Annotated in this window: 24 protein-coding genes; 8 read left to right on the top strand and 16 right to left on the bottom strand. The window is 66.3% G+C overall.

The genetic code is table 11. The features are described 5' to 3' along the window. Positions 1–60: 60 nt before the first annotated feature. On the top strand, positions 61–2,220 hold the full coding sequence (locus K7W42_RS01380; RefSeq protein WP_224571596.1) for a TRAP transporter permease: 2,160 nt from the start codon (positions 61–63) through the stop codon (positions 2,218–2,220). Positions 2,221–2,594: 374 nt separating this feature from the next. Next, positions 2,595–3,776, top strand: a complete 1,182-nt coding sequence (locus K7W42_RS01375) for an AI-2E family transporter (RefSeq protein WP_224571595.1) — start codon at positions 2,595–2,597, stop codon at positions 3,774–3,776. Between the two features lie 281 nt (positions 3,777–4,057). Here the strand turns inward: K7W42_RS01375 and K7W42_RS01370 are convergent, their stop codons facing one another. From K7W42_RS01370 to purB, 8 genes are all read right to left on the bottom strand, one after another. Beyond that, positions 4,058–4,840 (bottom strand): amino acid ABC transporter permease, encoded by a 783-nt coding sequence (locus tag K7W42_RS01370; RefSeq protein WP_224571594.1) that lies wholly within the window; start codon positions 4,838–4,840, stop codon positions 4,058–4,060. Positions 4,841–4,970: 130 nt separating this feature from the next. After that, on the bottom strand, positions 4,971–5,729 hold the full coding sequence (locus tag K7W42_RS01365) for an ABC transporter substrate-binding protein (RefSeq protein ID WP_224571593.1): 759 nt from the start codon (positions 5,727–5,729) through the stop codon (positions 4,971–4,973). 164 nt (positions 5,730–5,893) lie between these two features. After that, complete coding sequence (locus K7W42_RS01360) at positions 5,894–7,072, bottom strand: ABC transporter ATP-binding protein (RefSeq protein ID WP_157458061.1); 1,179 nt, start codon at positions 7,070–7,072, stop codon at positions 5,894–5,896. A 285-nt stretch (positions 7,073–7,357) separates the two neighbouring features. After that, positions 7,358–7,669: a hypothetical protein gene (locus K7W42_RS01355; RefSeq protein WP_224571592.1), complete on the bottom strand. Its 312-nt coding sequence runs from the start codon at positions 7,667–7,669 to the stop codon at positions 7,358–7,360. Continuing rightward, a complete protein-coding gene (locus K7W42_RS01350) occupies positions 7,670–8,746 on the bottom strand; it encodes a type IV pilus twitching motility protein PilT (protein WP_224571591.1) in 1,077 nt (358 codons plus the stop codon). It abuts the gene before it with no gap. Next, positions 8,743–9,636: a pantoate--beta-alanine ligase gene (gene panC, locus K7W42_RS01345; protein WP_224571590.1), complete on the bottom strand. Its 894-nt coding sequence runs from the start codon at positions 9,634–9,636 to the stop codon at positions 8,743–8,745. The genes K7W42_RS01350 and panC overlap by 4 nt, the downstream gene beginning before the upstream one ends. Further along, positions 9,629–9,997, bottom strand: a complete 369-nt coding sequence (locus K7W42_RS01340; protein ID WP_224571589.1) for a phage holin family protein — start codon at positions 9,995–9,997, stop codon at positions 9,629–9,631. The genes panC and K7W42_RS01340 overlap by 8 nt, the downstream gene beginning before the upstream one ends. Before the next feature lie 405 nt (positions 9,998–10,402). Then, the gene (purB, locus tag K7W42_RS01335; protein WP_224571588.1) at positions 10,403–11,710 is read right to left on the bottom strand and encodes an adenylosuccinate lyase; all 1,308 of its coding nucleotides are present in this window, start codon (positions 11,708–11,710) and stop codon (positions 10,403–10,405) included. Between the two features lie 198 nt (positions 11,711–11,908). Between purB and K7W42_RS01330 the strand changes: the two genes are divergently transcribed. Beyond that, complete coding sequence (locus K7W42_RS01330) at positions 11,909–12,202, top strand: hypothetical protein (RefSeq protein ID WP_224571587.1); 294 nt, start codon at positions 11,909–11,911, stop codon at positions 12,200–12,202. 138 nt (positions 12,203–12,340) lie between these two features. On the opposite strand, the gene K7W42_RS01325 is transcribed toward K7W42_RS01330, so the two are convergent. After that, entirely contained in the window at positions 12,341–12,970 is a 630-nt protein-coding gene (locus tag K7W42_RS01325; protein ID WP_224571586.1) for a hypothetical protein, read from the bottom strand. Positions 12,971–13,029: 59 nt separating this feature from the next. Here K7W42_RS01325 and K7W42_RS01320 point away from each other — a divergent pair, with 59 nt between their 5' ends. Further along, positions 13,030–13,203 (top strand): hypothetical protein, encoded by a 174-nt coding sequence (locus K7W42_RS01320; protein WP_198170395.1) that lies wholly within the window; start codon positions 13,030–13,032, stop codon positions 13,201–13,203. A 204-nt stretch (positions 13,204–13,407) separates the two neighbouring features. Here K7W42_RS01320 and K7W42_RS01315 read toward each other — a convergent pair whose 3' ends face one another. Then, positions 13,408–15,063: a chloride channel protein gene (locus K7W42_RS01315; protein WP_224571585.1), complete on the bottom strand. Its 1,656-nt coding sequence runs from the start codon at positions 15,061–15,063 to the stop codon at positions 13,408–13,410. A 231-nt stretch (positions 15,064–15,294) separates the two neighbouring features. Between K7W42_RS01315 and sodA the strand changes: the two genes are divergently transcribed. Then, positions 15,295–15,921, top strand: a complete 627-nt coding sequence (gene sodA / locus K7W42_RS01310) for a superoxide dismutase (RefSeq protein ID WP_224571584.1) — start codon at positions 15,295–15,297, stop codon at positions 15,919–15,921. 60 nt (positions 15,922–15,981) lie between these two features. Here the strand turns inward: sodA and K7W42_RS01305 are convergent, their stop codons facing one another. The 3 genes from K7W42_RS01305 to K7W42_RS01295 all read right to left on the bottom strand — a co-directional run bounded on the left by K7W42_RS01305 (position 15,982) and on the right by K7W42_RS01295 (position 19,231). Continuing rightward, positions 15,982–17,481, bottom strand: a complete 1,500-nt coding sequence (locus K7W42_RS01305) for a tripartite tricarboxylate transporter permease (RefSeq protein WP_224571583.1) — start codon at positions 17,479–17,481, stop codon at positions 15,982–15,984. Then, positions 17,482–17,994, bottom strand: coding sequence for a tripartite tricarboxylate transporter TctB family protein (locus tag K7W42_RS01300; RefSeq protein ID WP_224571582.1), 513 nt, complete (start codon positions 17,992–17,994; stop codon positions 17,482–17,484). A 283-nt stretch (positions 17,995–18,277) separates the two neighbouring features. Further along, complete coding sequence (locus K7W42_RS01295) at positions 18,278–19,231, bottom strand: Bug family tripartite tricarboxylate transporter substrate binding protein (RefSeq protein WP_224571581.1); 954 nt, start codon at positions 19,229–19,231, stop codon at positions 18,278–18,280. Between the two features lie 210 nt (positions 19,232–19,441). Here K7W42_RS01295 and K7W42_RS01290 point away from each other — a divergent pair, with 210 nt between their 5' ends. The 3 genes from K7W42_RS01290 to K7W42_RS01280 all read left to right on the top strand — a co-directional run bounded on the left by K7W42_RS01290 (position 19,442) and on the right by K7W42_RS01280 (position 22,882). Further along, on the top strand, positions 19,442–21,040 hold the full coding sequence (locus K7W42_RS01290; RefSeq protein WP_224571580.1) for an ATP-binding protein: 1,599 nt from the start codon (positions 19,442–19,444) through the stop codon (positions 21,038–21,040). Next, positions 21,037–21,753, top strand: coding sequence for a response regulator (locus K7W42_RS01285; RefSeq protein ID WP_224571579.1), 717 nt, complete (start codon positions 21,037–21,039; stop codon positions 21,751–21,753). Before K7W42_RS01290 ends, K7W42_RS01285 begins: the two co-directional genes overlap by 4 nt. Before the next feature lie 247 nt (positions 21,754–22,000). Next, the gene (locus K7W42_RS01280; protein WP_224571578.1) at positions 22,001–22,882 is read left to right on the top strand and encodes a hypothetical protein; all 882 of its coding nucleotides are present in this window, start codon (positions 22,001–22,003) and stop codon (positions 22,880–22,882) included. On the opposite strand, the gene K7W42_RS01275 is transcribed toward K7W42_RS01280, so the two are convergent. The 3 genes from K7W42_RS01275 to K7W42_RS01265 form a co-directional block, all read right to left on the bottom strand. Further along, positions 22,869–23,273, bottom strand: a complete 405-nt coding sequence (locus K7W42_RS01275; RefSeq protein ID WP_224571577.1) for an inorganic diphosphatase — start codon at positions 23,271–23,273, stop codon at positions 22,869–22,871. The genes K7W42_RS01280 and K7W42_RS01275 overlap by 14 nt on opposite strands. Continuing rightward, positions 23,270–23,641, bottom strand: a complete 372-nt coding sequence (locus K7W42_RS01270) for a hypothetical protein (protein ID WP_224571576.1) — start codon at positions 23,639–23,641, stop codon at positions 23,270–23,272. The genes K7W42_RS01275 and K7W42_RS01270 overlap by 4 nt, the downstream gene beginning before the upstream one ends. Positions 23,642–23,785: 144 nt before the next feature. Next, positions 23,786–24,664, bottom strand: a complete 879-nt coding sequence (locus K7W42_RS01265; protein WP_224571575.1) for an alpha/beta hydrolase — start codon at positions 24,662–24,664, stop codon at positions 23,786–23,788. Between the last annotated feature and the right edge of the window lie 144 nt (positions 24,665–24,808).

The following is a 24,808-nucleotide window of genomic DNA, read 5'->3' as shown; positions in this document are numbered from 1 at the left end:
GGGGCCAGTCCGAGCAACAGTCGGCTGGCCCCTTCGCCTTTTCTGAACAGTGAGGAAAGCATGAGTGACCCCACAAGACCCATCAGCAGCAACCCATCGCTCGAACCGCCCGGCACCGAGATGACTGAGGGCGAGCGCCGCGCCCTGGAAATCGTCGAGGCCGCCGAAACCGGCGGGCGCAAATTGGGCGGGTGGCAGGCTGGCCTGGTCACCTTGCTGGCCGTGGGCTGGTGCCTGTACCAGATGTACGCCGCGCAGGTGGGCAATATTGACACCCTGACCCTGCGCGCCACCCACCTGGGCTTTGCGTTTGCGCTGGCATATCTGGTGTTTCCGTTCCGTAAGACGCCGGGCGCCCCGCAGACCCGCGTGCCCTGGTACGACTGGATTCTGGGCGTAGGGGCCACCGGCACCGCCGCCTACCTGATTGCCCAGTACCCCAAGATTGCCGGTGAGCAGGGCGGCATCCTGACCAGTACAGATGTGCTGGTCGGCAGCGGCATGATCGCGCTGCTGCTGCTGGCCGCCTGGCGCACCATCGGTATTGCCATGCCTATCGTGGCAAGTGTGTTCATGCTGTACGCCCTGACGGGGCCGCGCGGCCTGATTCGCGGCGACCTGGGACCACAATTGCAGTTGCATGCCGGGCAGACGTGGCCGCAGGTCGTGAATCAACTGGCCGCCAACACCGAGGGCATTTTCGGCACCGCGCTGGGCGTCAGCGCGCAAATTGTCTTCCTCTTCGTACTGTTCGGGGCCATCTTCGACAAGCTGGGGGCTGGCGACTGGTTTATGCGGGTGGCCCAGGGCCTGCTGGGCGGGTTCCGGGGTGGGGCGGCCAAGGCCAGCATCGTCAGCAGCGCCCTGAACGGCATTATCTCGGGCAGTTCGGTGTCCAACGTCGTCACAGGCGGCAACATCACGATTGGCACCATGATCCGCACCGGCTACAGCCGCGAGAAAGCGGGGGCCATTGAGGTTGCCAGTTCCTCCAATGGTCAGCTGATGCCGCCTGTCATGGGCGCGGCGGCGTTCATCATGGCCCAGAATCTGAACATCGAATACCGCACGCTGATTCTGGCGGCGGCCATTCCGGCCTTCCTGTGCTACGCTGCCCTGCTGGTGGTCTCACATATCGAGGCCCTGAAGCTGGGCCTGAAGGGCATTCCCCGTGACGAACTGCCGCGTGTGCGCTCGGCGCTGCTGTCGGGCTGGCACTACCTGCTCCCGCTGGGCTACCTGATTGGCACCCTGACCATCAATCCTGAGGCCACCCCGGAGCGCGTGGCCCTGAACACCATTTTTGGCATGCTCGCCTTGATGTTCATTCAGGAGGGCGTATTGGCAGCGCGCGATGGGCGCGGCGTGGGCCGAGGGCTGCTGGATGGTGGCCGCAAGATCATTGAGGCCTTCGAGGCCGGCGCGCGCAGCATGGTGGGCATCGCCATCGCCACGGCGGCGGCAGGCATCATCGTGGGGATCGTGACCATCACGGGACTGGGGTACGGCCTGACCGACATCGTGCAGCTGGTCAGTGAAGGCTTCCGGGGACTACTCGACGGCCTGTTTGGCGCCCAGGTGGCGACCTTTGGCGCCATCGTGGTCGTTCTGATCATGGCGCAGCTGATTACCCTGATTCTGGGCATGGGCCTGCCCACCACCGCCAACTACATCCTGATGAGCGCGCTGGTGGTCCCTATCATCGCCAAGGTGGCGGGCCTGGACCTGACCAATCCGGCCCAGATGCTCCCAGTGCACATGTTCGTGTTTTACTTCGGCATCATGGCAGACTCCACGCCGCCGGTGGCGCTGGCGGCCTTTGCGGCGGCGGCCATCAGCGGTGGGAACCCGGTGGCGACGGGGGTGCAGGCGTTCCAGTACGAACTGCGCACCGCCCTGCTGGCCTACATGATGTTCTTTAACCCACAGCTGCTGCTGATTGCGGGCAGCCGCCTGAACGGGATCGGCTGGGTGGACGCCGTCCCCATGATTATCTTCGCGTTTATCGGCCTGGTGGCCTTCAGCGCGGCTACACTGCGCTTTTTGCACCGCCGCACCAATCCGCTGCAAATGCTGATGCTGCTGGTGGCGTCGTTCATTCTGATTATTCCCACGAGTCTCGTCTGGAATCTGGGTGCGCTGGCGCTGATTGCCCTGGTGTACTTCTGGCAGAAGGTGGGCCGCCAGGAACCGCCCAAGACGGCGCCGCTGGCCGCCTGATACGGACTCCGATTCAATCGTTTGCCACAACGGTTTAATCGGAGCAGAGTGATAGGGACTCCGATTGAATCGTTTGCAAAAACGATGAAATCCGAGCGGAGCGAGAAGGAGAAAAATGGGTTCCGGACGTGGAGTTGGCAAATCGGCGTTTTCCCGATTTGTTAACGAAACAAACGGAATCCGTATGACTTGTCAAGCTGCGGAGCAGAGTAGGAGTAGGGCGGGTTCCGGGCATGGAATTTGCAAACCAGTGCTGTTCTGGTTTGTCAACGGAACAGACGAAATCCCTATGAGCCAGTCCCTTTTGCCCTGTGCCCCGGTCCACCCGCCGGGGCCTTTTCGCATCTGGGCGGCTGGGCTGTCACGATAGGGGGGTGACCAACCCGGAACCGGGCCGCCGCCCCACTACGCCCGCCCTGAGAGACGCCCAGAACGTCCCCGACCTGCTGCGCCGCCTGTGGGCCTGGCCCCCGGCGCGGCTGCTGGCGTATGTGGTGCTGATCCTGCTGGCCCTGCGCGCCGCGCTGTGGGTGACAGGCACGCTGGCCAGCGTCTTGGTGACGGTGCTGGTGGCGTATGCCATCGCCTTTCTGGTTAATCCGGCGCTGGTGTGGCTGGAGCGCCGCCGCATTGGCCGGGGGGTGGGGGTCTTCGGGCTGCTGATTGTGGTGGCGGGCCTGCTGACCCTGCTGGTGGCGACCCTGACTTCCCAGCTGCGCGGCCTGGTCGAAAGCCTGCCGTACCTGAGCCTGAACCTGAAAAACATCCTGAATACAGTCCTGAACTGGCTGGCCCGCGTCCCAGGTACAGAGGGGCTGCGCGAGAGCCTGACCCGCGCCATTGATGAGCAGACCACCCGGCTGGGCGGCGACCTGAGCCCTGTGCTAGAACGCCTGATGACTTCCGGGCCGGATGTGCTGGGCACCCTGGCCAGCCTCGTGGGGTGGCTGGGGCAGGTGGGGTTCATCATCACGCTGGCGCTGTACTTCATGTTCGAGTACCAGCGGTTCGGTATGGGCATCATGCGCCTGTTCCCGCGCCGCTGGCAGCCGACCCTGTACGACCTGAGCGAAGATGTCAGCGAGAGCTTTGGCCTGTTTCTGCGCGGCTCGCTGCTAACCACCCTGATTTGCGCGGTGCTGGCCACGGCGGGCCTGCTGGCGCTGGGCATTCCCAACGCCCTGGCCCTGGGCCTGCTGAGCGGGCTGCTGAATCTGGTGCCGTACCTGGGCATCGTGGCGGCGGCGGCGCTGCCCATGCTGGAGGCCATTCCGCAGGGCGGCGGCAAGGTGGGCGCTGTGGTGGTGCTGTATTTCCTGCTCAATCAGCTGCTGGGCAACGTGGTGGGGCCAATCGTCATGGGCCGCAGCGCCCACCTGAGCCCGGCCACCATTCTGATTGCCCTGCTGGTGGGTCTGGCGCTGGGCGGCGTGGTGGGGGCGCTGCTGGCGATTCCGCTGGCCAGCCTGTTTAAGCGCTGGCTGGAGCGGTACTGGCTGCGCAGCGCGCTGTATAGGGGCAGTAGCGGCTTGCCCGCGCCAGCCGAGGAAGGATAACCGGGCTTATTGGGATGGAGGAGAGAGCGAACCGCGCTTCCCTGGGCCGGAGAGCCGATGTTTTCCAGTGAGCCGGCTTCCGCTTCAGGACGGCACAGCAAAGAAGGGCGCCGTTTGCACCTTCACAGCGCAGCATTCGTCTATTCTCGCTCTGCTGCGAAGCTCGTCGAGTCTGCTTTGCCGCTTGCCAAGTCCACCCAAATAAAACGCTGGATTCAATCGGAGTCCGTGAAAGATAGAAGCAGCGCACCTTCCTCTGGTGCGCTGCTCGTCTGTCTTCCTTATCTCGAAGCGATCTTGACGCGCCTCTCCAGCTGATCGGTAAACAGGGTCATGACGGTCGTCAGGGCCAGGTAAACGGCGGCTACGGTGGTCAGCACTGGAATAGGCTGGAAACTCTCGCTGCTGACGCGGGAGCCGGCCAGGGTCAGTTCCAGCAGGGCAATCGTGGAAGCCAGCGAGGAATCCTTGAGCAGGGCCACGAGGTTATTGACCAGCGGCGGCACCACAACCCGCAGCGCCTGTGGCAGCACCACCGTGGTCATGGTCTGGCCGCTGCTGAGCCCGAGGCTCCGCGCCGCCTCGCTCTGGCCGCGTGGAATGGCCAGAATGCCCGCGCGAATGACCTCGGCGTTGTAGGCGCCCACATTCAGGGCCAGCGCGATGACCGCTGACCAGAACTCATTGAGCTGCACGTTGATGCCGATGCCCTGAAGCAGTGGCGGCAGCGCGTTGTAGACAAAGAGAATCTGCACCAGCAGCGGTGTGCCGCGCACCAGCCACACGAACAGGTTGGCCGGCGCGCGCACCCACCACAGGCTGCTGGTTTTCTGAATCCCAGCAATCAGGCCCACGCCCAGGCCAATCAGGCCGCTGACCAGGGTCAGTTGCAGGGTCATGCGCGCGCCTTCCACGAACAGGTCGGCGCGCGGCCCGATGGGGTCGGGCATCTGGCGCAGCACCAGCGTAATCACGAAAAACAGCAGCAGGAAAGCGGCGGCGGCCAGCACACTCCAGCCCACCAGCGCCGCGCCACCTAGCGGTTTGGGGCGGCTGGCCGTCACCGCGCCCCGCTTTCAGGCCACAGGGCCAGCAACAGTACATTCACTTGCATTTGCGAAGATGATACAGGGCCAGGGCGCCAAAAAGGCGCGGCCCCTCCAAACTGGAAAGGCCGCACACTCCTCCCTGCGCTCAGTTCTTGCAGCGCACGTCGGTGTTGAAGTATTTGCCGCTAATCTTGGCGTAGCTGCCGCTGCTCAGCGATTTGGCCAGCGCGGCGTTCAGCTCTTTGAGCAGGCTGGCGTTGCCTTTCTTGACCGCCATCCCGATGCGCTCGTTAAACAGCAACTCGCCCGCCACGACCTTGCCCTTCTGGGCTTTCACGAGGTCCAGCCCCGTGAACTTGTCGCCCACCCAGGCGTCCACGCGGCCCGCCATCAGCGCGGCCTGGGCGTCCGTGTCCTTGGGGAAGGTCTTGACTTCTTTCACGCCCTGAACCTTACGCACGTTGTCCAGGTAGGTGGTGCCCACCTGCACGGCCACTGTCTTGCCCACCAGGTCGGCGGCGGTTTTGGGCCCGCCGGGCTTGGCCACGATGGCGCCGCCCGTGCAGTAGTGCGGGTTGGTAAAGTCCACGGCCTTGGCGCGCTGCGGCGTGATGCCGTGGCTGGCAATCACGAAGTCGTAGCGGTCCTGCTGCAGGCCGATCAGCAGGTTGTCAAACGGCTGGGTCACCCACTGGACCTTCAGGCCCATCTGCTTGGCGAGTTCGTTGGCCAGTTCGACTTCAAAGCCGGTCAGCTCCTTGCCCTTCAGGACGTTGAAGGGAGGAAAGGCGCCTTCGGTGGCAATTTTAATGGTGCCGGACTGCCGGATGGCGTCCCAGGTGCGGGCCTGGGCACCAGAAGCGAGGAAGGTCAGGGCCGCGAGAGACAGCAAGGTCTTTTTCATGAAAACTCCTTCTGAGTCGGCGCCGCCCCGGCCCGCGTGGGGGCGCAGCGGCGTCTGGTCGTGGGTGCGCCGATTCTAAAGCATTCCTGAAGCGGGTGGAGGAGACCCAGTCAGCAGCGAGCCGCCCTGACCATCAGGGCGGCTCGCCGGCACAGAGAAAATGTTCAGGCAGTGCTGGCGGTCATCTGGGGCGCGTACTCGTAGCCAAGGCCGGGGGTGTCGGCCTGACCGCGCGTGCCCGCCGGGGTGCCCCGGTCAATGGCCATTTCGGTGCTGGGGTCAAAGGCGTGCAGGCGGGTCTGGTCCACCACCAGTTCAATCATGTCGCCGGGCAGCACGTTGGCCTGCCCCTCGACCTTCGCGGTGATGTTCTGGCCCGCCACCTCGATAATCAGGTCCGTCTGGGCGCCCAGCGGCTCCACCACGACCACCTGACCGCGCAGGACGTTGGTGCCGCGCGGCAGGTCGGTCATGCCTACCATGCCCAGGTGTTCCGGGCGAATGCCCATCATCACGTCTTTGCCCTCGTAGGGCTTGAGGCTCTGGGCTAGGCGGCCCATGGAGGCCACGCGGCTGTCGCCAATCACAAATTCGCCGTTCTGCACCTTGCCCGACAGGAAGTTCATGGAGGGGCTGCCGATAAAGCCGGCCACGAACTTGTTCTGCGGGAAGTCGTAGAGGTTCATGGGCGTGTCCACCTGCATAATCACGCCGTCGCGCATGACCACAATGCGGTTACCCAGCGTCATGGCCTCCACCTGATCGTGGGTCACGTACACGATCGTGGCGCCCAGACGGCGGTGCAGCTGCGAAATCTGCGAGCGCATCTCGACGCGCAGTTTGGCGTCCAGGTTGGATAGCGGCTCGTCCATCAGGAACACTTTCGGCTCACGCACGATGGCGCGTCCCATTGCCACGCGCTGGCGCTGACCGCCCGACAGCTCCTTGGGCTTGCGGCCCAGCAGATGCTCGATTTGCAGAATGCGGGCGGCCTCGCGCACGCGCTTGTCAATTTCGGCTTTGGGGGTCTTGCGCAGCTTCAGGCCAAAGGCCATGTTCTCGTACACGTTCATGTGCGGATACAGCGCGTAATTCTGAAAGACCATGGCGATGTCGCGGTCCTTGGGCGGCACGTCGTTGACCACGCGGTCGCCGATTTTCAGCACGCCCTCGCTGATGTCCTCCAGGCCCGCGATCATGCGCAGGGTGGTGGACTTACCGCAGCCGGACGGCCCCACGAACACCATAAATTCGCGGTCCTGAATATGCAGGTTAAAGTCCTTGACCGCGTGGTGCTTGGTGCCGTAGCGCTTGTTGATGTGCTCCAGAACAACATCTGCCATGTGGGTGCCTACCTTTCTACGCCCCTGCTCTTACCCGTGAATGGGAATGCGGCCTGCTCCTAAATAAAAAGGAGAGGACGGACTTCGGGTAACCGGGGTACGGTAACGAGAATCCAATTGCTTCCACTGACGCCGCGCTGACACCGGCAGCTTACCACGCCTTGAAAGCGCAATCATGGAGGGAAAACAGACAGGCAGGGGAATGCTGGCGCGCTTTCAGCAGGGATATGGGGAGGCGGGTAAGCCCAGGCCAAGTTGGACTGTTGTGTAGGCCACCCCGCCTCTTTATTTGAAGGGCGTTGGAATATTGCTCAGCTGCTGCTGTAAGTCCCACTGTTCAGGAGAGGGCTGGGAACTGGGATGTTGCCACACCCCGCCGGCTGCCAGCCACTGCTGACGGTAGGCCCTGGCCCCTTCCACCGTGATGTCCTCGTAGCCATGCATGACGCCGCAGCAGTCACAGATATCGAAATCCCAGCTGAAACCGTCCTCTCCGTAGGGGAAGTAGGGCGGGGGGTCCAGCAGGCCACATACGCGGCAAGCGCGTTTCTCCTCGTCTGTCAGACCGCTATAGCTGTAGTTCAGGTCAGCTGGCACTCAGTACGCTGTGCCCGCCCGCGTGACCATCAGTTTGACCTCGTGCGGGCTGGTCGCGGCGGCCAGCGCCTCGTCCATCGTGATCAGGGTGTTGCGGTAGAGCTGCACCAGATGCTGGTCGAAGGTGTGCATGCCCCGGATGTTGTCTTCAATCAGGGCGTCCTTGATCAGGGGCGTCTTGTCCTCGTCCTTGATGTAGTCCTGAATCAGGGGGGTATTGAGCATGATCTCCAGCCCGAGCACGCGCCCCACGCCGTCGGCGCGCCGCAGCAGGCGCTGGCTGATGATGCCTACCAGCGACTCGGCCAGTTGCAGGCGCACCTGATCGCGCTCATAGGGCGGGAAGAAGTCAATGATGCGGTTGACGCTGCGCACGGCGTCCTGGGTGTGCAGGGTGCTTAGAACCAGGTGACCAGTCTGCGACGCCGAAAGCGCCGCTTCCACGGTTTCCTTGTCACGCATCTCGCCGATCATGATGACGTCGGGGTCCTGGCGCATGGCGTACTTCAGGGCGGTGCGGAAGTCGCGGGTATCGCTGCCGACCTCGCGCTGCACCACGATGCTTTTCTTGTTCTTGTGCAGAATCTCGATGGGGTCTTCGACGGTAATGATGTTGTAGGCGTAGGTGCGGTTGACGTGGTCCACCAGACTGGAGAGGGTGGTGGTCTTGCCGCTGCCGGTGGGGCCAGTAACCAGAATCAGCCCGCGCGAGTGGTCGGCCAGGCGGCGCAGCACGTCGGCGGGCAGGCCCAGCGCCTCGAAGCCCGGAATGGCGTCGGACACAATGCGCATGACCATGCCCACCGCGCCGCGCTGCCGGAACACGTTGCAGCGGAAGCGGCCCAGCCCCGAGACGCTGTAGGCCAGGTCCAGTTCGTTGCGGTAGGTAAAGTCATCCCACTGGTCCGGGGTCATCAGGGCCTGGGCCAGCAGCTGCGTGTCGGGGGGCATCAGGGGCTGGGTGCCAAACGGCACCAGCTGGCCGTCAATCCGGCCCATCGGCGGACTGCCCGCCTGCAAATGCACGTCCGAGGCCCGGCGCGTCACCATCTCGCGGAGCAGTTCGTCCAGGGTCACGCGCGCCCTGCCTGTGCCAGCGGCGGCTGGGCGTTCAGGGGCATGTTGTCAATGAGGCGCACCCCGAACATCCGGGCCGCTACGAGGACGCGGTTCATGGGACTATTGTCCACGATTTCCCTGACGGCCATGTCACCGTCCACGACACTCAGGTAGTCGGGCACGGCCTCTGAATCCTGGGCCAGCACGGCGTGTCCGGCGGCTTCCAGGGCGGCGGTGCGCCGCTCGCCGCCGTCATAGGCCGCCTGCACCGCCCGCAGCGCCTGCGACAGAAGGACGGCGCGTTCCTGCTGCTCGGCGCTGAGGTAGCTGTTGCGGCTGCTCAGGGCCAGGCCCGATTCGGCGCGGACGGTCGGGACGCCATGAATCTGCACTGGTACGTTCAGGTCTGTCACCATGCGTCGGATCACTGCCAGCTGTTGCCAGTCTTTTTCTCCGAAGAGGGCGTGCTCCGGCCGCACAAGGTTCAGGAGTTTGAGGACGACTGTGGCCACCCCGGTAAAGTGCCCCGGCCGTGCGGCGCCGTCCAGGCCGCCACTGACCCCCGAGACACTGACCTGCGTGGCAAAGCCCGCTGGGTAGATGGTCTCGGGGGTGGGGTGAAAGATCACGTCAGCCCCGGCTTCTGCGGCCACGCGCAAGTCGCGCTCCAGATCACGCGGATACCGGTTCAGGTCCTCGGTCGGCCCAAACTGCATGGGGTTGACGAAGATGCTGACAGCCACCCGGCCGCCGGGCACCAGGCGCCGGGCCTCACGGATCAGGGCCGCGTGACCGTCATGCAGGTAGCCCATCGTGGGCACCAGGGCCACCGGGCCGCCGCCCAGAGCGGCGCGCAGGTCGGCGGCCGTGGCCACCACCTGCGGCGAGGGGCTGACTGCGTTACTCATGGACGCCGTCCAGGCCCAGGGCTCCCAGGATGGCGTCCAGCACCCAGGCAATCACCGTGAGAATCAGGGCGCCCACGACTGCGGCGCCAAACCCCGCCACATTCAGGGCGGTGGCGGCGGCCACCAGCCACAGCACAATCCCGTTGACCACCAGCGTGAACAGGCCCAGCGTCAGGACATTCACGGGCAGCGACAGCAGCAGCAGGACCGGGCGCACCAACGCGTTCACAATGCCCATCACGGCAGCGGCAATCAGCACGCTGACCGCGTCGGCACCGGGCGCAAAGCTGACGCCGCTATACACCCGTGTCAGCAGGTACAGCGCGAGGGCATTGACGAGCAGCCGAACCACGAATCCCATAGGGGCAGCATAAGGGACGGGGATGCTATGAGGGTACGGCTCTGGCCTCAAGGTGTTGAGCCGAGAGTTGCTTCACAGCCAGGCAAATGAGAGGAGAGGCTCTGCCTTATGCGTTCTGCAAAACCTGGGAAGTTGGAGACGAGGAATGCGCTGGAACGGCAGAGGCGGGATGATGGAGAGGCCTGGCGGTGGGGTATCTACCTGCGGCGAAGCCCAGAAGAATCCATATCAGTTCGCCGGGTTTTGCTCGGGTGCCCAAAGCCGCAGGGGCCGGACGTATGCTTCCGGCCCCTGCCTGACGGCTCCCTGTGATGACCTGCCAGCTGTCACGCCCACCAGCCAAAAGAGATCCATTGCATGCCCAGCACTCGTTTACTGGTGCTGGCGATGAAGTTGGCGTCTGGCTTACAGCCCGAAACGGGCGTAAATGTCGTCCACGTGCCGCAAGTACCACTGCAGGTCAAAGGCGGCGTCCAGGTCGGCGTCGCTCAGGGGATTTTCCGGGTCGGCCTTCAGCAGGTCGCGCAGCCCCTCGCCGGTTTCCCAGCTGTGCAGGGCATTCCGCTGCACCAGGCCGTAGGCCGCCTCACGCATCATGCCCTGATCGTCAATCAGGGCGTGTAGCACGCGCTGGCTGAACACCAGGCCGCCCAGGTCGTTCAGGTTGCGCAGCATCCGCTCTGGGAACACCACGAGGTCACGCAGCACTCCGGTTAGGCGGCGGGTAGCGTAGCTGGCCGCACTGGTGGCGTCGGGCAGGATGACCCGCTCGGCGCTGGAGTGGCTGATGTCGCGCTCGTGCCACAGGGCCACGTTTTCCAGCCCGGTGGCCAGGAAGCCGCGCAGCAGGCGGGCAAAGCCGGTGACGTTCTCGGTCAGGATGGGGTTTTTCTTGTGCGGCATGGAGGAACTGCCGGTCTGGCCCTTGCCAAACGGCTCCATCGCCTCGCGCACTTCACTGCGCTGCAGGTGGCGCACTTCCACCGCAATCCGTTCTAGGGTGGTGCCCAGAATCGCCAGGGCGCTCAGGACCTCGGCGTGGCGGTCGCGGGCCAGGGTCTGGTTGGTGACGGGCGCGGCCTGCCAGCCCCAGCCCTGCGCCACCTCTTCCTCAATGCGCGGCGAGACGTGGGCGTAGGTGCCCACCGATCCCGACAGCATGACCACCTGCACGCGCCCCCGGGCTGCGTGCAGCCGTTCCAGGTCGCGGTCCAGGGTGGCCATCCAGTTCAGGAACTTCAGGCCAAACGTCATGGGCTCGGCGTGAATGCCGTGGGTGCGGCCTACGGTGGGCGTGTGCTTGTGGGCGACAGCCTGCGTGCGGCAGACCTCGCGCAGCGCCTCGGTGTCCGTGATGATCAGGCCCAGAGCCTCATCCAGCAGCAGGTTCTGGGCGGTGTCCACCACATCGGTGCTGGTCAGGCCGTGGTGGATAAAACGTGCATCTTCGCCGTAGCGCTCGGTCAGGGCGCGGGTGAACGCCACGATGTCGTGGCGGGTCACAGCCTCAATCTCGGCCACCTTCTGCGCGAAGGCCTCGTCCAGCGGGTCGGCCTCGCTCTGGGCCAAGAGGGCGTCATAGGCGCTCTGGGGCACCTCGCCGTGACGGGCCTGCGCCTGCATGGCGGCCAGTTCCACGCGCAGCCAGGCGCGGTACTTGCTGGCTTCGCTCCACAGCGCCTTCATTTCTGGTGTTAGGTAACGGTCAATCACGGGTCCGAGGCTAACACGCACATTTTTGCGGGTGTCTGCTGGTGTCCAGACTCGGGGCGGCCTACGCAGGTGAGGAGATTTCTCTTGGGTCTGCCGGTTCTGCGGATGATGGGGCTTGGTAGTGGAAGACAGCGCTTAGCACGACTTGAACACGTCGGTTGCTGGCTGAGCTTGCGAGGCGCTGCGTAGGATTGCGGGATGGCCCACGAGCAACTCTCGCCTGAAGATCGTCAACTCATCAAGGGTTGCCTTGAGGCCATTGCATCAGAAGTGTTCATTGATGCCGACGAGTTTGAGACCGTGTCGGGCGCTTCTTGGGAAGATCTTCAAGCTCTACGAGCCGCATACCCCGAAGTTGACGATGACGACCAAGGCGTTGAACTCGCTCTTCATGGCGCGATGCTTAACCTGCTTTTCTATCCCCACCGGCAAGAAGCCCGCTGGCACGAGTTTGTGCCAGGGAGCTTGCACGACGTGTTTGTCGTTCATTAGCGCTGGATGCAGCTCAAAGGTTGGAAGATCCCAGAAACTGAAGGAGGCCAATACTTCTTCGATTTGCTGAGGTGATCGGAAAGCCTGTTGGGCACTACTGAACACCGGCTGAATGGCAAAATCTGTGTTTGAGTTGTGTCAAGGCAAGATGCCATCCTGCACGCCCACCCACAGCAGGGTGTTGGTCGAAACAGTCAGCGCCCCCAGCGGCAGGTGGGCCTGCCAGCGGGGGTCCAGGGGCACCGCGTCGGGCAGACCGGCGGCACGTTGCAGGGCGTTCTGATAGGTGGCGCAGTCAAAGGCGTCCAGCTGACCGTTCAACTGGTAGGGGGCGCCGCTCAGGCGCTGGACTTCGGCCTGCAGGGCCGGCAGGTGCGCGGCCCGCACCCCGCTGTCCAGCACAAAAATCAGGTCGCGCCGGCTCAGGCTCTCCAGCGGGCGCAGGGTCGCCCCTAGCCCCAGCAGCCCGGTTTCCTCGGTCAAGTCGTGCTCACTCAGCTTGCGGGTGATGTGCGTGCACTGTCCGTACACGTTGCCCTTGCGTTGACAGGCCACGATCAGGCTGCCCACGGGGGCACGCTGGGCGGCCTCTAGCAGCGGCAGCACCTGCGCCGCCGGCAGCACCGAGTGGGTCAGCACATCCTGGGCAGTCCAGGCGGCGCCGGCCGGCCGCAGGGTCAAGGCGTTCATGTCGGGGCCAAGAACGGCTGGCATGCACCCCGTCAGCAGAGCGGCACAGCCGAGAAGGAGCAGCAGGGAACGCGGCACACTGCCTATTGTGCGCTTACAGTAAAGGCTGTGAAGCCGCCCATCTCTCAATTGCTGCCATGCTGATTGGCCTCGTGGTGCTGGTGCTGCTCAGCGTCAACCTGGGCGGCCTGAGCAGCGCCATTTTGCAGCTGGGGCGCGGTGAATGGCTGAACGCCCTGGGGTCAGTGCTGATGCTGGTCGTGCTGGATGTCCTGGGTTTTACTCTGCTGCGCGGGCTGCGTCAGCGGTAGGAAAGGGGAGTGGGCAGTGGTGAGTGGAGGGCGTACTGGGGCTGCACCATGTGGACAGACGCGACCCCATGAGGGCCACCAGCGCCGCTGCCGAGTTCTCTGAATAGAAGGCCGCCCTTTGCCCTCTGGTCTGGTGCTCGGGGCGCCCTGTCTTGACCCAGCCTCCCGCTTTTCCCACTCTCTCCTCCCCACAACCCACTCTCCTTACGCCCCCGGCAGCCGCAAGATGCCTTCCAGCGCGGCGTAAGCGTCGGGCCGGGCCAGGAAGACCAGTTCGTCGGTGGGGGTCAGGCGCAGGGCGGGGCGGGGCAGGCGCACGGTGCCGTCGCGCACCACCCCCACGATCTCGACGCCCGGTGGCAGGCTGACCACCTGCAGCCGCGCGCCGCCCCAGCTGGCGGGCACGGCGCGGCGGTACAGCTCGCGCTCGCTGGAGGGGGCGGGCAGCACGTCGGCCCCCTCTAGCGCGGCCTCGGGGGCGTCGTAGGGCACGGCGGCGGGGCTGGCAGCAGCAGCGGGCGCCCGCCGCGCCCGGAAGCGCACCGTGTCGGGCAGCCAGGCCGGGCCCGACGAGTGGACCGGGCTGTCGCGCCGGGCGTTCAGCTGGCTGGGCACCAGTCCGCTGGTGCCGCTGAGGGTGTGGGCCAGCCCACTGGCGACCAGGGCCAGTGGCAAGAGCGTTTCACCGCCCCAGGTCACGGCCAGTAGGCCGGCCGCCAGCGGCACATTGAGCGTGACCGTCAGGAAGGCCACCGCGCCCACCAGGCAGGCTATGGCCGTGTCAATACCCAGCAGGCTGCCCAGCCCCGTGCCCACCAGGCCGCCCACCGCCACTGACGGCAGCACGCCGCCCCCCAGCGCAATGCGCGCACCCAGGGCGAGCAGCAGCCAGCGCCAGGCGCCGTGTCCGGCGGCCTCGCTGCCCAGAAAGCCAGCGGCGCCCAGCTGCATCCAGCCGCTGCCGTCGCCCAGCACGGCGGGCGTGCTGTACAGGGCGATGGCGGCGGTCAGGCCCCCAAACGCGGCGCCTATCACTGGGCGTAGGGGGCCGTCGGTCCAGCGCTCGGGCAGCACGCGGCAGGCCAGCAGAGACCCCCACCCTAGCGCCGTGGCCGCCAGCGCGACTAACAAGAAGGCCGGCAACTGCGGCGCAGCGGGCACCTGCACGTCGGGCAGGCTCAGGAGCGGGGTAAAGCCAAACGCCAGACCATAGACCGCCGTGCCCGCCACCGCCGCCAGCACGCAGGGCATGACGACCTCGAACTCGAATTCGAAGCGGCGATACAGCACCTCGGCCACCAGCACCGCTGCGGCCAGAGGCGCATGCAGCACGGCGCCCAGCGCCGCCGCGCCGCCGGCCAGGGTCAGCGTCCGCAGTTCCACGGCGTCCAGGCGGGTCACGCGCGCCATCAGCCCTGCGCCCAGCTGCCCGGTCATGGTGTAAGCGGCGTCGCGGCCCACCATCAGCCCGCCGCCGTAGCCCAGCAGCGTGCCGGCCAGGGTGCGCAGCTGTATGCCCAGCGGGGGCCACTGGCCGCGCGCGTGGTAGCCGCCTACCAGCTGGGTCAGGGGGTCACCGTGGCGAGCAGGGATCAGCCACGCACACAGCGCGCCTAGGACCGGCAGGGCCAGCAGGCCCCAGGGGTGGCCAGTGCCAAACGCCATCATCAGGCCACCCTCGCCGGTGGTGCCCGGCGGCGCGTAGTCGGTCACGCGGGTTCCCAGCCCCACCAGAAAATCCAGCAACAGGCGCAGCACGATACTCAGGCCGCCCACGAGTGCGCCCAGCAGCACACTCAGCACCACGAGCCGCCCGGTTTCCAGGCGGTTAAGAACGGCGCGGGGCAGCGGAGAACGCATCAGCCATCATGCTAGAGCATTTGCCGCCTGGCAGCAGGGATCATGCGTTGCCTGCCGGTGGATTTCCAGCGGCACTTCCCCTCAGCAGCCCAGGCCGAGATGAAGCTCAGCTTAAGTGGGCGGACCGGTATGCCCCTGGGCTGAGGCGCGTAAGATACTGGCCGGTCGCCTGAAGGTAAGGCGCGCTGCACCCTGCCGCGCCTGTGCCCCTGGCCTGAAAGGAGCATCATCATGGCTTACGAACTGCCCAAGCTGCCCTACGCCTACGACGCCCTGGAACCTCACATCGACACCCGCACGATGGAGATTCACCACACCAAGCACCACCAGACCTATGTGGACAACGCCAACAAGGCGCTGGAAGGCAGCGACCTGGCGGATCTGCCCGTCGAGGACCTGATTCAGAAACTGGATCAGGTGCCGGCTGACAAGAAGACTGTCCTGCGCAACAACGCGGGCGGCCACGCCAACCACAGCCTGTTCTGGACGGTTATGGGTCCACAGGGCACAGGCCAGCCGAGCGGTGAACTGCTCGAAGCCATTAACTCGGCCTTCGGGTCCTACGACGCCTTCAAGGAGAAGTTCGAAGACGCCGCCAAGACCCGCTTCGGCTCGGGCTGGGCGTGGCTGGTCGTGCAGAACGGCTCGCTGGCCGTCGTCTCTACCGCCAACCAGGACAACCCCTTGATGGGCGAGGCCGTTGCCGGTGTAGGCGGTACCCCGATTCTGGGGGTGGACGTGTGGGAACACGCCTATTACCTGAACTATCAGAACAAGCGTCCCGATTACCTGAAGGCCTTCTGGAGCGTCGTGAACTGGGACGAAGTGGCCCGCCGCTACACGGAAGCCAAGCAGTAAATCCTAAATAGTGGCGCGCCCCCGGCCTTTTCGCCGGGGGCGCGCTGTGTTGTTCAGGCTTCAGGGTTGGGTGCTCTGGCGGCGGGCGCGCACCTTCAGGACCTGCGGCACCACCAGCGCGGCCAGCACCACCAGCAGGAGAAAAGCCGTCAGCGGCTGACGCAGCAGCGCGCCCACGTCGCCGCTGCTCTGCTGCATGGCGGTGCGGAACAGGCTCTCGGCGGCTGGCCCCAGCACGACGCCGATGATGGCGGGCGTGACCGGAAAGTCAAAGCGGCGCATGCCGTAGCCAATCACCCCGAAGAGGGCCAGCAGGTACAGGTCAAACACCGAGTTGTTCAGTGAATAGACGCCCACCGTCGAAAACACCAGAATGGCGGCGTACAGGAACGGGCGTGGAATGAGCAGCAGCCGCGCCCAGACTGGCGCCAGCGGCAGGTTCAGCGCCAGCAGCATCACGTTGCCGATATACAGGCTGGCAATTAGGCCCCAGACCAGGTCGGTGTTGGTGATGAACAGCAGCGGCCCAGGCTGCAGCCCGTACTGCTGAAAGGCGGCCAGCAGAATGGCGGCGGTGGCGCTGGTGGGCAGCCCCAGGGTCAGCAGCGGCACCAGCACGCCAGCGGCGGCGGCGTTGTTGGCGGCTTCGGGACCGGCCACGCCCTCAATGGCGCCCTGTCCAAATTCCTCGGGGTGTTTGCTGAGCTTCTTTTCTAGGGTGTAGGACAAGAAGGTGGGAATCTCGGCGCCGCCGGCGGGCACCGCGCCGAAAGGAAAGCCCAGCGCCGTGCCGCGCAACCAGGGTTTCCAGGAGCGGCGCCAGTCCTCGCGGTTCATGCGGGCGTTGCCGGCCAGCTTGATGACATTGGCCCCACCTTTGCGCAGGCGGCTGGCCACATAAAGCGTTTCGCCTACGGCAAACAGGCCGATGACCACCGTCACGAATTCGATGCCGTCTAGCAGTTCGGGAAAACCCAGGGTGAAGCGGGCCTGACCGCTTTGCAGGTCGGTGCCGACAAGGCCGATGGCCAGGCCGAACAGCAGGCTGATCAGGCCGCGCAGGGGCGAGCCGCCAAAAGTGGCACTGATGGTTACGAAAGCCAGCAGAATCAAGGCGAACTTGGCGCCCGGTGGAATCTGTACTGCGATGTCGGCAATGGCCGGCGCGGCGAAGGTCAGCAGAATCGTGCCAATCGTCCCGGCAATGAACGAGCCGATGGCGGCGGTGGCCAGCGCGGCGGCGGCGCGGCCCTTGCGGGCCATCTTGTTGCCTTCCAGCGCCGTAATGATGGAACTGCTTTCGCCAGGCGTGTTCAGCAAAATCGAGGTGGTGCTGCCTCCAAACATGCCGCCGTAATAGATGCCGGCAAACATGATGAAAGCACTGACTGGCGGCAGCTTGGCCGTTACCGGCAGCAGCAGCGCCACCGTTAGCGCTGGGCCGATGCCGGGCAGCACCCCCACCAGCGTGCCCAGCGTTACGCCGATCAGCGCCCACAGCAGATTCATGGGAGTCAGGGCGGTGTCGAAGCCGGCCAGCAGCGACTGAATGGCGTCCATTTACAGCACCCCCCGCAGGACCCCAGGCGGCAGGGTCAGGCCCAGGCCACGGGTAAAGACCACGTAGGTCACCAGCGCCACAGCCAGCCCTACGCCGACCAGCAGCGGCCAGCGGCGCTCGCCGAACGCGGCCCCCACGCTGACGTACATCAGCGCCGTGCCCAGCACGAAGCCCAGGGGCTGCAGCACCAAGGCCCCCAGCACGAAGCCGCCCAGAATCAGGGCGGGCTGGCGCAGGTCCACCGGAGCGTCCGGGTCGGTGTCTTCCTCGGCGGCAGGTTCGGCGCGGTGGCCGCGCAGCACGGCGACCAAGAGGGCGGTGCCCAGGCCCAACAGCCCCACGCTGACAATCAAGGGAAAGGCGCGCGGCCCAATCACGGCGTTGATGCCAAACGGAATCTGGAGGGTGCCCCACAGGAGCAGCCCGCCCAGCAGCAGCACGCCCAGGGCTACCAGCAAGTCGGGCACGCTGGGGGTCACGCGGGCCGGAGAAGGCGGAGGCAGATCGGTCATAGGAGTACCTCGGGGAGGGGAGAAGAAGCCGCGCTGAGCTGAGGCGGGAGGCAGCGAATTGTGAGCGGGTCAAGACAGCTTACCGGGCCCCAGCACTGCGAAGGGCGAAAGCGACCGTTCGCGCCTTCGCCCTGGACACTGCTGGACCTCACCGCGATGTTCCGTTGCCTGGAGGGGAACGTACTCCGCCCCTCAATGCCATGTCGGCCGCTGGCGGTGACGGTCTCCGTTTCAATGCGCTTGAGGGTTGTCCCCAAGCGCACTGAATGCTGCGGTCAGAGGATTACTTGACCAGGCCGATATCTTTCAGCAGTTCACGGGTGCGGCTGGCTTCCAGCTTCAGGAACACATCGAACTTGCTGCCGCTCATGTACAGGTCCGTCCAGTTGCGGCTTTTCAGGGTGTCTTTCCATTCCTTGCTGGCGTGCAGCTTGTCCATTGCCGACACCAGCGCCGCCTTCTCGCTGCCTGTCAGGCCGGGGGGGGCCACGATGCCGCGCCAGTTGGCCAGATCAATATTGAAGCCCTGGGCCTTCATGGTGGGCACCGGAATGCCGGCCTGGGCCTTGGGCGCACTGATGCCCAGGGCGCGCAGGCGGCCCGCCTTGATCTGCGCCTCGAATTCGCCGTAGCCGGCCACGCCCGCCGCCACCTGATTGCCCAGCACCGCCGCCAGGGTTTCGCCGCCGCCGCTAAACGGCACGTAATTCATCTTCTTGGTGTCTACGCCCGCTGCCTTGGCAAACAGGCCCACCAGCATGTGGTCGGTGCCGCCCGCGCTGCCGCCGGCAAAGGCCAGGGTGGGGGTGGCTTTCCAGGCGTTGGCCAGGTCGCTTAGCGTCTTGTAGGGGCTGCTGGCCGGCACCACGATGACCTCGTATTCGCCGGTCAGGCGGGCGATGGGGGTCACGCGGCTCAGGTCCACTTTCGAGCTGTTGGTCTGAATGGCGCCCACCATCACCAGGCCCATGGTCATCAGGAGCCCGCCGTCCCCCTTGCTGTTGTACAGCTGCGCCAGGCCGATGGTGCCGCCGGCGCCGGGCACGTTAAACACCTGCACGGGCTTGGCGATGCCCTCGTTTTGCATCACGGTTTGCAGGGCGCGGCTGGTCTGGTCCCAGCCGCCGCCGGGGGCCGCCGGGGCCATGATGCGGAGGTTACTGACCCCCTGGGCGGTCACAGGAGCGGCGGCGGTCAGCAGGGCCGACAGGGCAAGGACAGTGCGGTGAATAGACATGAAAAGCCTCCGGGGCTGGGCCGCTCACTGCTGAGCGGCGGGGGAGCGTAGGGTTGTGGTTGACGCTCACGCTACGCCGCCTCTGGCCTGGCCTCAAGGGGTTTTTTGCGCGTGCTGCGCGGCCCGCTGGGCACGCAATGCACGCCCCTGAACGCAATGCACAAAAGCTGGGGAGGCTGCGGGGCCGGCCCTACAATCGGGAGCACACGTATGCCGCGTTCCCTCTGGTCCACGCTGGCCCGCCGGTCCACCTTGCAAGGGCGCCTGGTGCGGCTGCATCTGCTGGTGCTGTGCGGGCTCACGGCGCTGCTGGTGGTTATCCAGACCGCACAGCTGTACAGCGCCGCCCGCGAGCGGCTGGGCGAGCGCGCCCTGACGGCCAGCCGCTTGGTGGCTCGGCTCCCGCTGGTAGTACAGGGCGCAGCAGCGGGTACGCCCAACGCCGCCCTGAATAACCAAGTCAATGTGCTGCGCGACGAAGCTGGGGCCGACTTTATCGTGGTGGGCAACCGCGCGGGCCTGCGGCTGGCCCACCCTCTGCCCGAACGGCTGGGCCAGCCGATGGAAGGCGGCGACAACGCCGAACCCTTTGCCGGACGTGAGGTGGTCAGTGTGGCGCGCGGCAGTCTGGGCCTGAGTGTGCGCGGCAAGGTGCCGGTATGGCGCGGCGGCGTGCCGGGGAGCGAGGTGGTGGGGGTGGTGAGCACCGGCTACCTAATGCCGCAGGTGTGGTACCTGGTGGGCCACGCGCTGGTCAGCTTGCTGCCGTGGTTCGTGCTGGCGCTGGCCCTGGGGACGGTGGGGGCGGTGTGGGCGGCGCGGCGACTGCGCACCGAGATTTTAAATCTGGAACCCGAACAGATCGCGGCGCTGGCCCAGCAGCAGCGCGCGGTGCTGGCGGCGCTGCGCGAAGGCGTGCTGGCGGCTGATGGGCGCGGTCAGGTTACGCTGACCAGCGAGCGGGCGGCGGTGCTGCTGGGTGGCCAGGTGGCCCCCGCACCGTTGGCGGCGCTGTGGCCCGAACTGGCGCAGGTGACGGCCGGGCGCCCCACCGAACGCGCTCAGAACCTGGAGCTGACCCTGCGCGGCCAGCCGGTCTTGGTCAATCTGGAGCCGCTGGAGGGCGGCGGCTTTGTGGCCGGCTTTCGGGACCGCGCCGAGGCCCTGGCCCTGGCCGAAGAACTGACCCACGCACGCGGGTTCGTGGATGTGCTGCGCGCCCAGACCCATGAGTACCAGAACCGCCTGCATGTGCTCTCAGGATTGTTGCAACTGGGCCGGGGCGAGGAAGCCCTGCGTGTCCTGAACGCTGAAATTCACGCGGACGCTCAGTTTCGCCAGCTGCTGCGCGACGTGCAGGTGCCGCGTCTGGTGGCCCTGCTGGCGGGCAAGCGGGAGCGGGCGCAGGAACTGGGCATTGACTTTGCAGTCGCCGAGGGCAGCGCCCTGAGCGCGGTCTGGGAGCGTCACGCTGACACCTTGGTCAGCGCAGTGGGCAACTTCACCGAAAATGCCTTTGAGGCCCTGGGCGGGCAGCCGGGCCAGGTCACGGTCCTGATTGGCGAGGACCCGGACGGCATGCAGCTAGAGGTGGAAGACAGTGGCCCTGGGGTGGCCCCGGCCCTGACGGGCACGCTGTACGCTCAGGGTGTGAGCAGCAAGGGCGAGGGCCGCGGCTACGGTCTGCACGGCGTTATGACGCGGGTGGCGGCGCTGGGCGGCGCGGTGCGGCATACGCGGCGGGGTGGGCACACCGTCTTTCAACTCAGCTTGCCGTTTCCGGCCGGGCGGCTGCGGGGGCCCGCATGAATCCGCCGGCCCAGAGCCGGGTGCGGGTGCTGCTGGTCGAGGATGACCTGCGCGTGGCCCGCGTCAACCGCGACCTGCTGGAACGCGACCCCGACGTGCATGTGGTGGGCAGCGCTGCCACCTGTGCCCAGGGCGACGCGCTGGCCCAGGCCCTCCAGCCCGACCTGATCCTGCTCGACGTGCATCTGCCCGACGGCAGCGGGCTGGGGCTGCTGCGTCACTGGCGCACCCAGGGCCGCACCACCGATGTCGCCCTGATTACCGCCGCCGACGACGAAGCCAGCGTGCGCCTGGCCCTGGCGCACGGGGCGTTCGATTACCTGATCAAGCCGTTTACAGGTGCGCGCCTGAATGACCTCTTGGCCCGGCACCGCGCGCGCCGTCTGGGGGCGGCGGCAGGCCGGGCCCGGCTGGATCAGGGGCGCCTGGACCGCCTGCTGGGGGTGGGCCACCCCGCGCCGGCGCCGCTGCCGCGCGGCATTGACCCTCATACCCTGGAGCGGGTCGCGGGCGCCCTTCACGCCACACCTGTCCCGGTTACGGCTGAAGAGGTGGGCGAACTCGTCGGCCTCAGTCGTGTCACCGCCTGGCGCTACCTGGAACATCTGGTGCGCAGCGGGCAGGCAGTGCTGGAACACCAGTACGGCCACGCTGGCCGTCCGGTGAAGCTCTACCGCGTGGCAGGACCGGGTGAGGCCCAGCAGGCAGAGTGAGACGGAGGCCGTTTGTTTCGTTGATACGCCGGAAGTTCAACGGTTGGCCCACGCCGTGCTCGGCACCCAGACGGCGCCGCTCCATACATCCGCCCGGCTTACAGTGTCCCTGCATGCGGTAGGGTGGCGCCCATCTGAAGAGCCATTGCGCCGCCTCCAAACTCACCTCGGCACGCCTTGCTGATGGCCAGCAATGCCGAATTGGTGCTCAATACCATTAGCCACCGTTCTCTACACTCTGGGGCAGATGTGGTCCTTGCGTCTTCCTGCCCTGGTGCTGGCCGCCTTGCTGGTCCTGCCCGGCTGCGCGCCCAGCCTCACGGTGCGCCCGGCCCAGACCCCGGCCCTCAATCTGGACGGCCCCGCGCCCGACGTGGTGCTGCTGAGTGTGTCAGGGCGCTGCGGCGTGCCGTGCGCCGCGCCGCGTGACAACTGGGATTACCTGACCTCGCGCGGCACAGTGGACCGCGTGGCCCAGGCGCTGACTGACCAGGGGCTGCGGGTGCAGGTAGCCGGATACGCCAGCCACCCGCTGGCCAGCTTCACGTCATCGCTGGTGGGAACACCCCAGCGCGGCTTTGCGGCCCTTCAGGCGGATGTCACGCGCCTCTCGAACACCTGGCTCAAGGGAGAGGGGCGCCCGCGCGTGGTGCTGCTGGGTCACTCGCAGGGGTCGGCCTGGCTGCACCACTTGACGCGCGTGAATCCTTCTGTGCCCTTTGACGTACAGATTGATCTGGACGGGATTTGCCTGGCTTGGCCGGGTGATTTTGGGGCCCTGACCCGCACCTTGGCTGCAGGGGAGGTGTCGCCTCTAGAAGCCTGTGACACCCTGCGCGTGGTGGGACGCCCGACCAGCAGCAAGGATGTGGTGTGGCCCAACGTGCGCGTGAACCTGGAGGTGCAGAGTAAGCGCCTGCCGACCCTGAGCCGGACCGCTGGACTGCCCGTGAATTACCTGTTTGAACTGGCCCCCAACGTGCGCCTGGACGGCACCCGCACGGGCCTGGAGCGGTTTGTCTCCAGCCGCGAGGACCACAGCGCCGTGACCCGGCCTGGCAGTCAAGCCCTGACGTGGGTGACGGGCCGCCTGGCCGAGGTGGCGCGGGGCTGGACTACCGCGCCGTGAGGGCGGCCGGGTCAGCCACCTGCGCCAGCCACGCCTGCGCCTCGCCGGCATCCAGCACCTGCGCGCCGCGGTCTGGCAGAAACCAGGCCAGCAGCGTTTGAAGGTCTGCGGCGCTGCCTCCCTCCCCAAAAATGACCTTGTGGTCGCCGTCGGTTAGGTGCAGGAGACCTGTGGGCGCCGCCACGACCTCCTGCCCGGCTGGCCGGGGCGCGCCCAGCCACACGGCGTCCACCTCGGCCCCGTCGGCAGGGTTGAGGGTGCCTGGCAGGCAGCCGTAATTGACCGGCGCAGGGCGCGCCTCGGTGCGCAGCGGCTCCAGCCCGGCCCCGCGCCAGACCAGGCGCTCGCGGGTGCCCGCTGTCCACTCCACGACGCCGCGCCACACCTTCACGGCTGCACCTCGTACAGCTCGACCTGCCGCAGCACCGTGCCGCCAAACGACAGTACCGCGCGGTAGGCACCTTTGTCCGGGGCGCGCAGGCTAAAGGTGGCCCGGCGCTGGGTGCTGTCCAGATACACGCTATCGGTGCCCAGGGCCTCAGAGCTGTTAAACCAGGCCACGCTCAGGTAGCCCGGCTGAAACCGGCCGTCCACCTGCGCGGTCAGGCGCAGCGTCTCGCTGTCCCGTTCCAGCACCGCGCCCGTGACCCGCGCAGGCAATTCTGTTTCAATCTGCGCCGGAATCAGCGGCACGAAGTTGTACCGGCACCCGCTCAGGGCAGGCGCCAGCAGCAGCAGACACAGGGCGGAAACGCGCATGGCCGCACTGTAGCGCCCGGAGATGAAGCTCAAAACACGGACAGCCGAAGGGTGGCTGTCCGGGTGCAGGGAAGGGAAGGTTGGCCAGAAGTTCAGCGGTGTCCCTGAGAGGTTCGCGCTGGTGCCTCTGACAAGTGCGGCTGTTTATTTCAGGTGCCGCGCCTCGATAAAGTCCAGCACGGCCTGGCGGGTGCCGCCCAGAAACGTCAGGGGCCGGGCCATCGCCGCAATGACCGTGATGTGATTGACGCGCGGCAGCACCGTGCGCGTCACCTGGGCGCCCGCACGCTTGAGTGCCGCTTCCATGTTCACAGCGTTTTGCGGGTAGACAGTCGTGTCGTTTTCGGCCACCAGCAGCAGGTGAGGCGGGGCGTCCGGGCGGACATGGCGGTCAGGCATCACGTCGTCGGGCAGAGCCCCTTCGGGAAAGGCGCGGGCGCTGGCGAACTGGCGGAAGTCGTAGCTGTACGGCCCCGCCACGCCAATCACGCCGCGCACCGCCGACACCGGCACGCCAACCTCTCGTAGCCAGCGTTCATTGTCCACAGCCTCCACCGCATTGAAGCCCCCGGCCGAGTGGCCCATCACGAACAGGTTGTCCGGGTGTCCGCCGTAGGTCTTGGCCTGGTCGCGCAGCACCTTCAGCGCCTGGGCGGCGTCCTGAATGTAGGTGGGATAGCGGTTGTTCGGCGCCAGGCGGTAATTCATGACGGCCGTGACATAGCCGGCGCGCGCCAGCGACTCGCCCACAAACTTGTGCCCTTCCTTGTCGCCGCCTTCCCACGACCCGCCGTGGATAAACAGCACGACGGGCGCATTCTGGGCGTCCTGCGGCGCATAAACATCAAAGACGCCGCGTGTATCGGCGCTGTAGCGCACATTTTGGGTGACGGTCAGGCCCGCGACCGACACCGAGCGGTTCAGGGTGCCTTGCAGGTTCTGGGGTGAGCAGGCGGCCAGGGTCAGACCGGCCGCCACAACCAGGGCGGCCGGCCACATGCGAAGGAGCAAAGGGCGACTCATGGAGGGCAGCCTAGTGCGCGCCCAGGGCGCCGTGCAGGTCGGGCGGCACACTTGGCATTCAGGGTTTCTCCACGTTCGTCCGGACGACCTCTCCGCATGACCCGGTACACTCCGCGCGCTGCTGGGCGCGCTACCCTGCCAGCC

The organism is Deinococcus betulae, assembly GCF_020166395.1.
Taxonomy (GTDB): Bacteria; Deinococcota; Deinococci; order Deinococcales; family Deinococcaceae; genus Deinococcus; species Deinococcus betulae.
The sequence above is the reverse complement of the archived record's forward strand: the minus strand, read 5'-3'. Positions and strand labels throughout refer to the sequence as shown.

Excerpts from the sequence above, each read along its gene's own strand:
- K7W42_RS01380 (WP_224571596.1), top strand. The coding sequence starts at position 61 with ATGAGTGACCCCACAAGACCCATCAGCAGCAACCCATCGCTCGAACCG.
- K7W42_RS01365 (WP_224571593.1), bottom strand. The coding sequence starts at position 5,729 with ATGAAAAAGACCTTGCTGTCTCTCGCGGCCCTGACCTTCCTCGCTTCT.
- K7W42_RS01315 (WP_224571585.1), bottom strand. The coding sequence starts at position 15,063 with ATGCGTTCTCCGCTGCCCCGCGCCGTTCTTAACCGCCTGGAAACCGGG.
- K7W42_RS01360 (WP_157458061.1), bottom strand. The coding sequence starts at position 7,072 with ATGGCAGATGTTGTTCTGGAGCACATCAACAAGCGCTACGGCACCAAG.
- K7W42_RS01330 (WP_224571587.1), top strand. The coding sequence starts at position 11,909 with ATGGCCCACGAGCAACTCTCGCCTGAAGATCGTCAACTCATCAAGGGT.
- K7W42_RS01280 (WP_224571578.1), top strand. The coding sequence starts at position 22,001 with ATGTGGTCCTTGCGTCTTCCTGCCCTGGTGCTGGCCGCCTTGCTGGTC.
- K7W42_RS01270 (WP_224571576.1), bottom strand. The coding sequence starts at position 23,641 with ATGCGCGTTTCCGCCCTGTGTCTGCTGCTGCTGGCGCCTGCCCTGAGC.
- K7W42_RS01320 (WP_198170395.1), top strand. The coding sequence starts at position 13,030 with ATGCTGATTGGCCTCGTGGTGCTGGTGCTGCTCAGCGTCAACCTGGGC.
- K7W42_RS01290 (WP_224571580.1), top strand. The coding sequence starts at position 19,442 with ATGCCGCGTTCCCTCTGGTCCACGCTGGCCCGCCGGTCCACCTTGCAA.
- K7W42_RS01285 (WP_224571579.1), top strand. The coding sequence starts at position 21,037 with ATGAATCCGCCGGCCCAGAGCCGGGTGCGGGTGCTGCTGGTCGAGGAT.
- K7W42_RS01265 (WP_224571575.1), bottom strand. The coding sequence starts at position 24,664 with ATGAGTCGCCCTTTGCTCCTTCGCATGTGGCCGGCCGCCCTGGTTGTG.
- panC (WP_224571590.1), bottom strand. The coding sequence starts at position 9,636 with ATGAGTAACGCAGTCAGCCCCTCGCCGCAGGTGGTGGCCACGGCCGCC.
- K7W42_RS01305 (WP_224571583.1), bottom strand. The coding sequence starts at position 17,481 with ATGGACGCCATTCAGTCGCTGCTGGCCGGCTTCGACACCGCCCTGACT.
- sodA (WP_224571584.1), top strand. The coding sequence starts at position 15,295 with ATGGCTTACGAACTGCCCAAGCTGCCCTACGCCTACGACGCCCTGGAA.
- K7W42_RS01340 (WP_224571589.1), bottom strand. The coding sequence starts at position 9,997 with ATGGGATTCGTGGTTCGGCTGCTCGTCAATGCCCTCGCGCTGTACCTG.
- K7W42_RS01300 (WP_224571582.1), bottom strand. The coding sequence starts at position 17,994 with ATGACCGATCTGCCTCCGCCTTCTCCGGCCCGCGTGACCCCCAGCGTG.
- K7W42_RS01295 (WP_224571581.1), bottom strand. The coding sequence starts at position 19,231 with ATGTCTATTCACCGCACTGTCCTTGCCCTGTCGGCCCTGCTGACCGCC.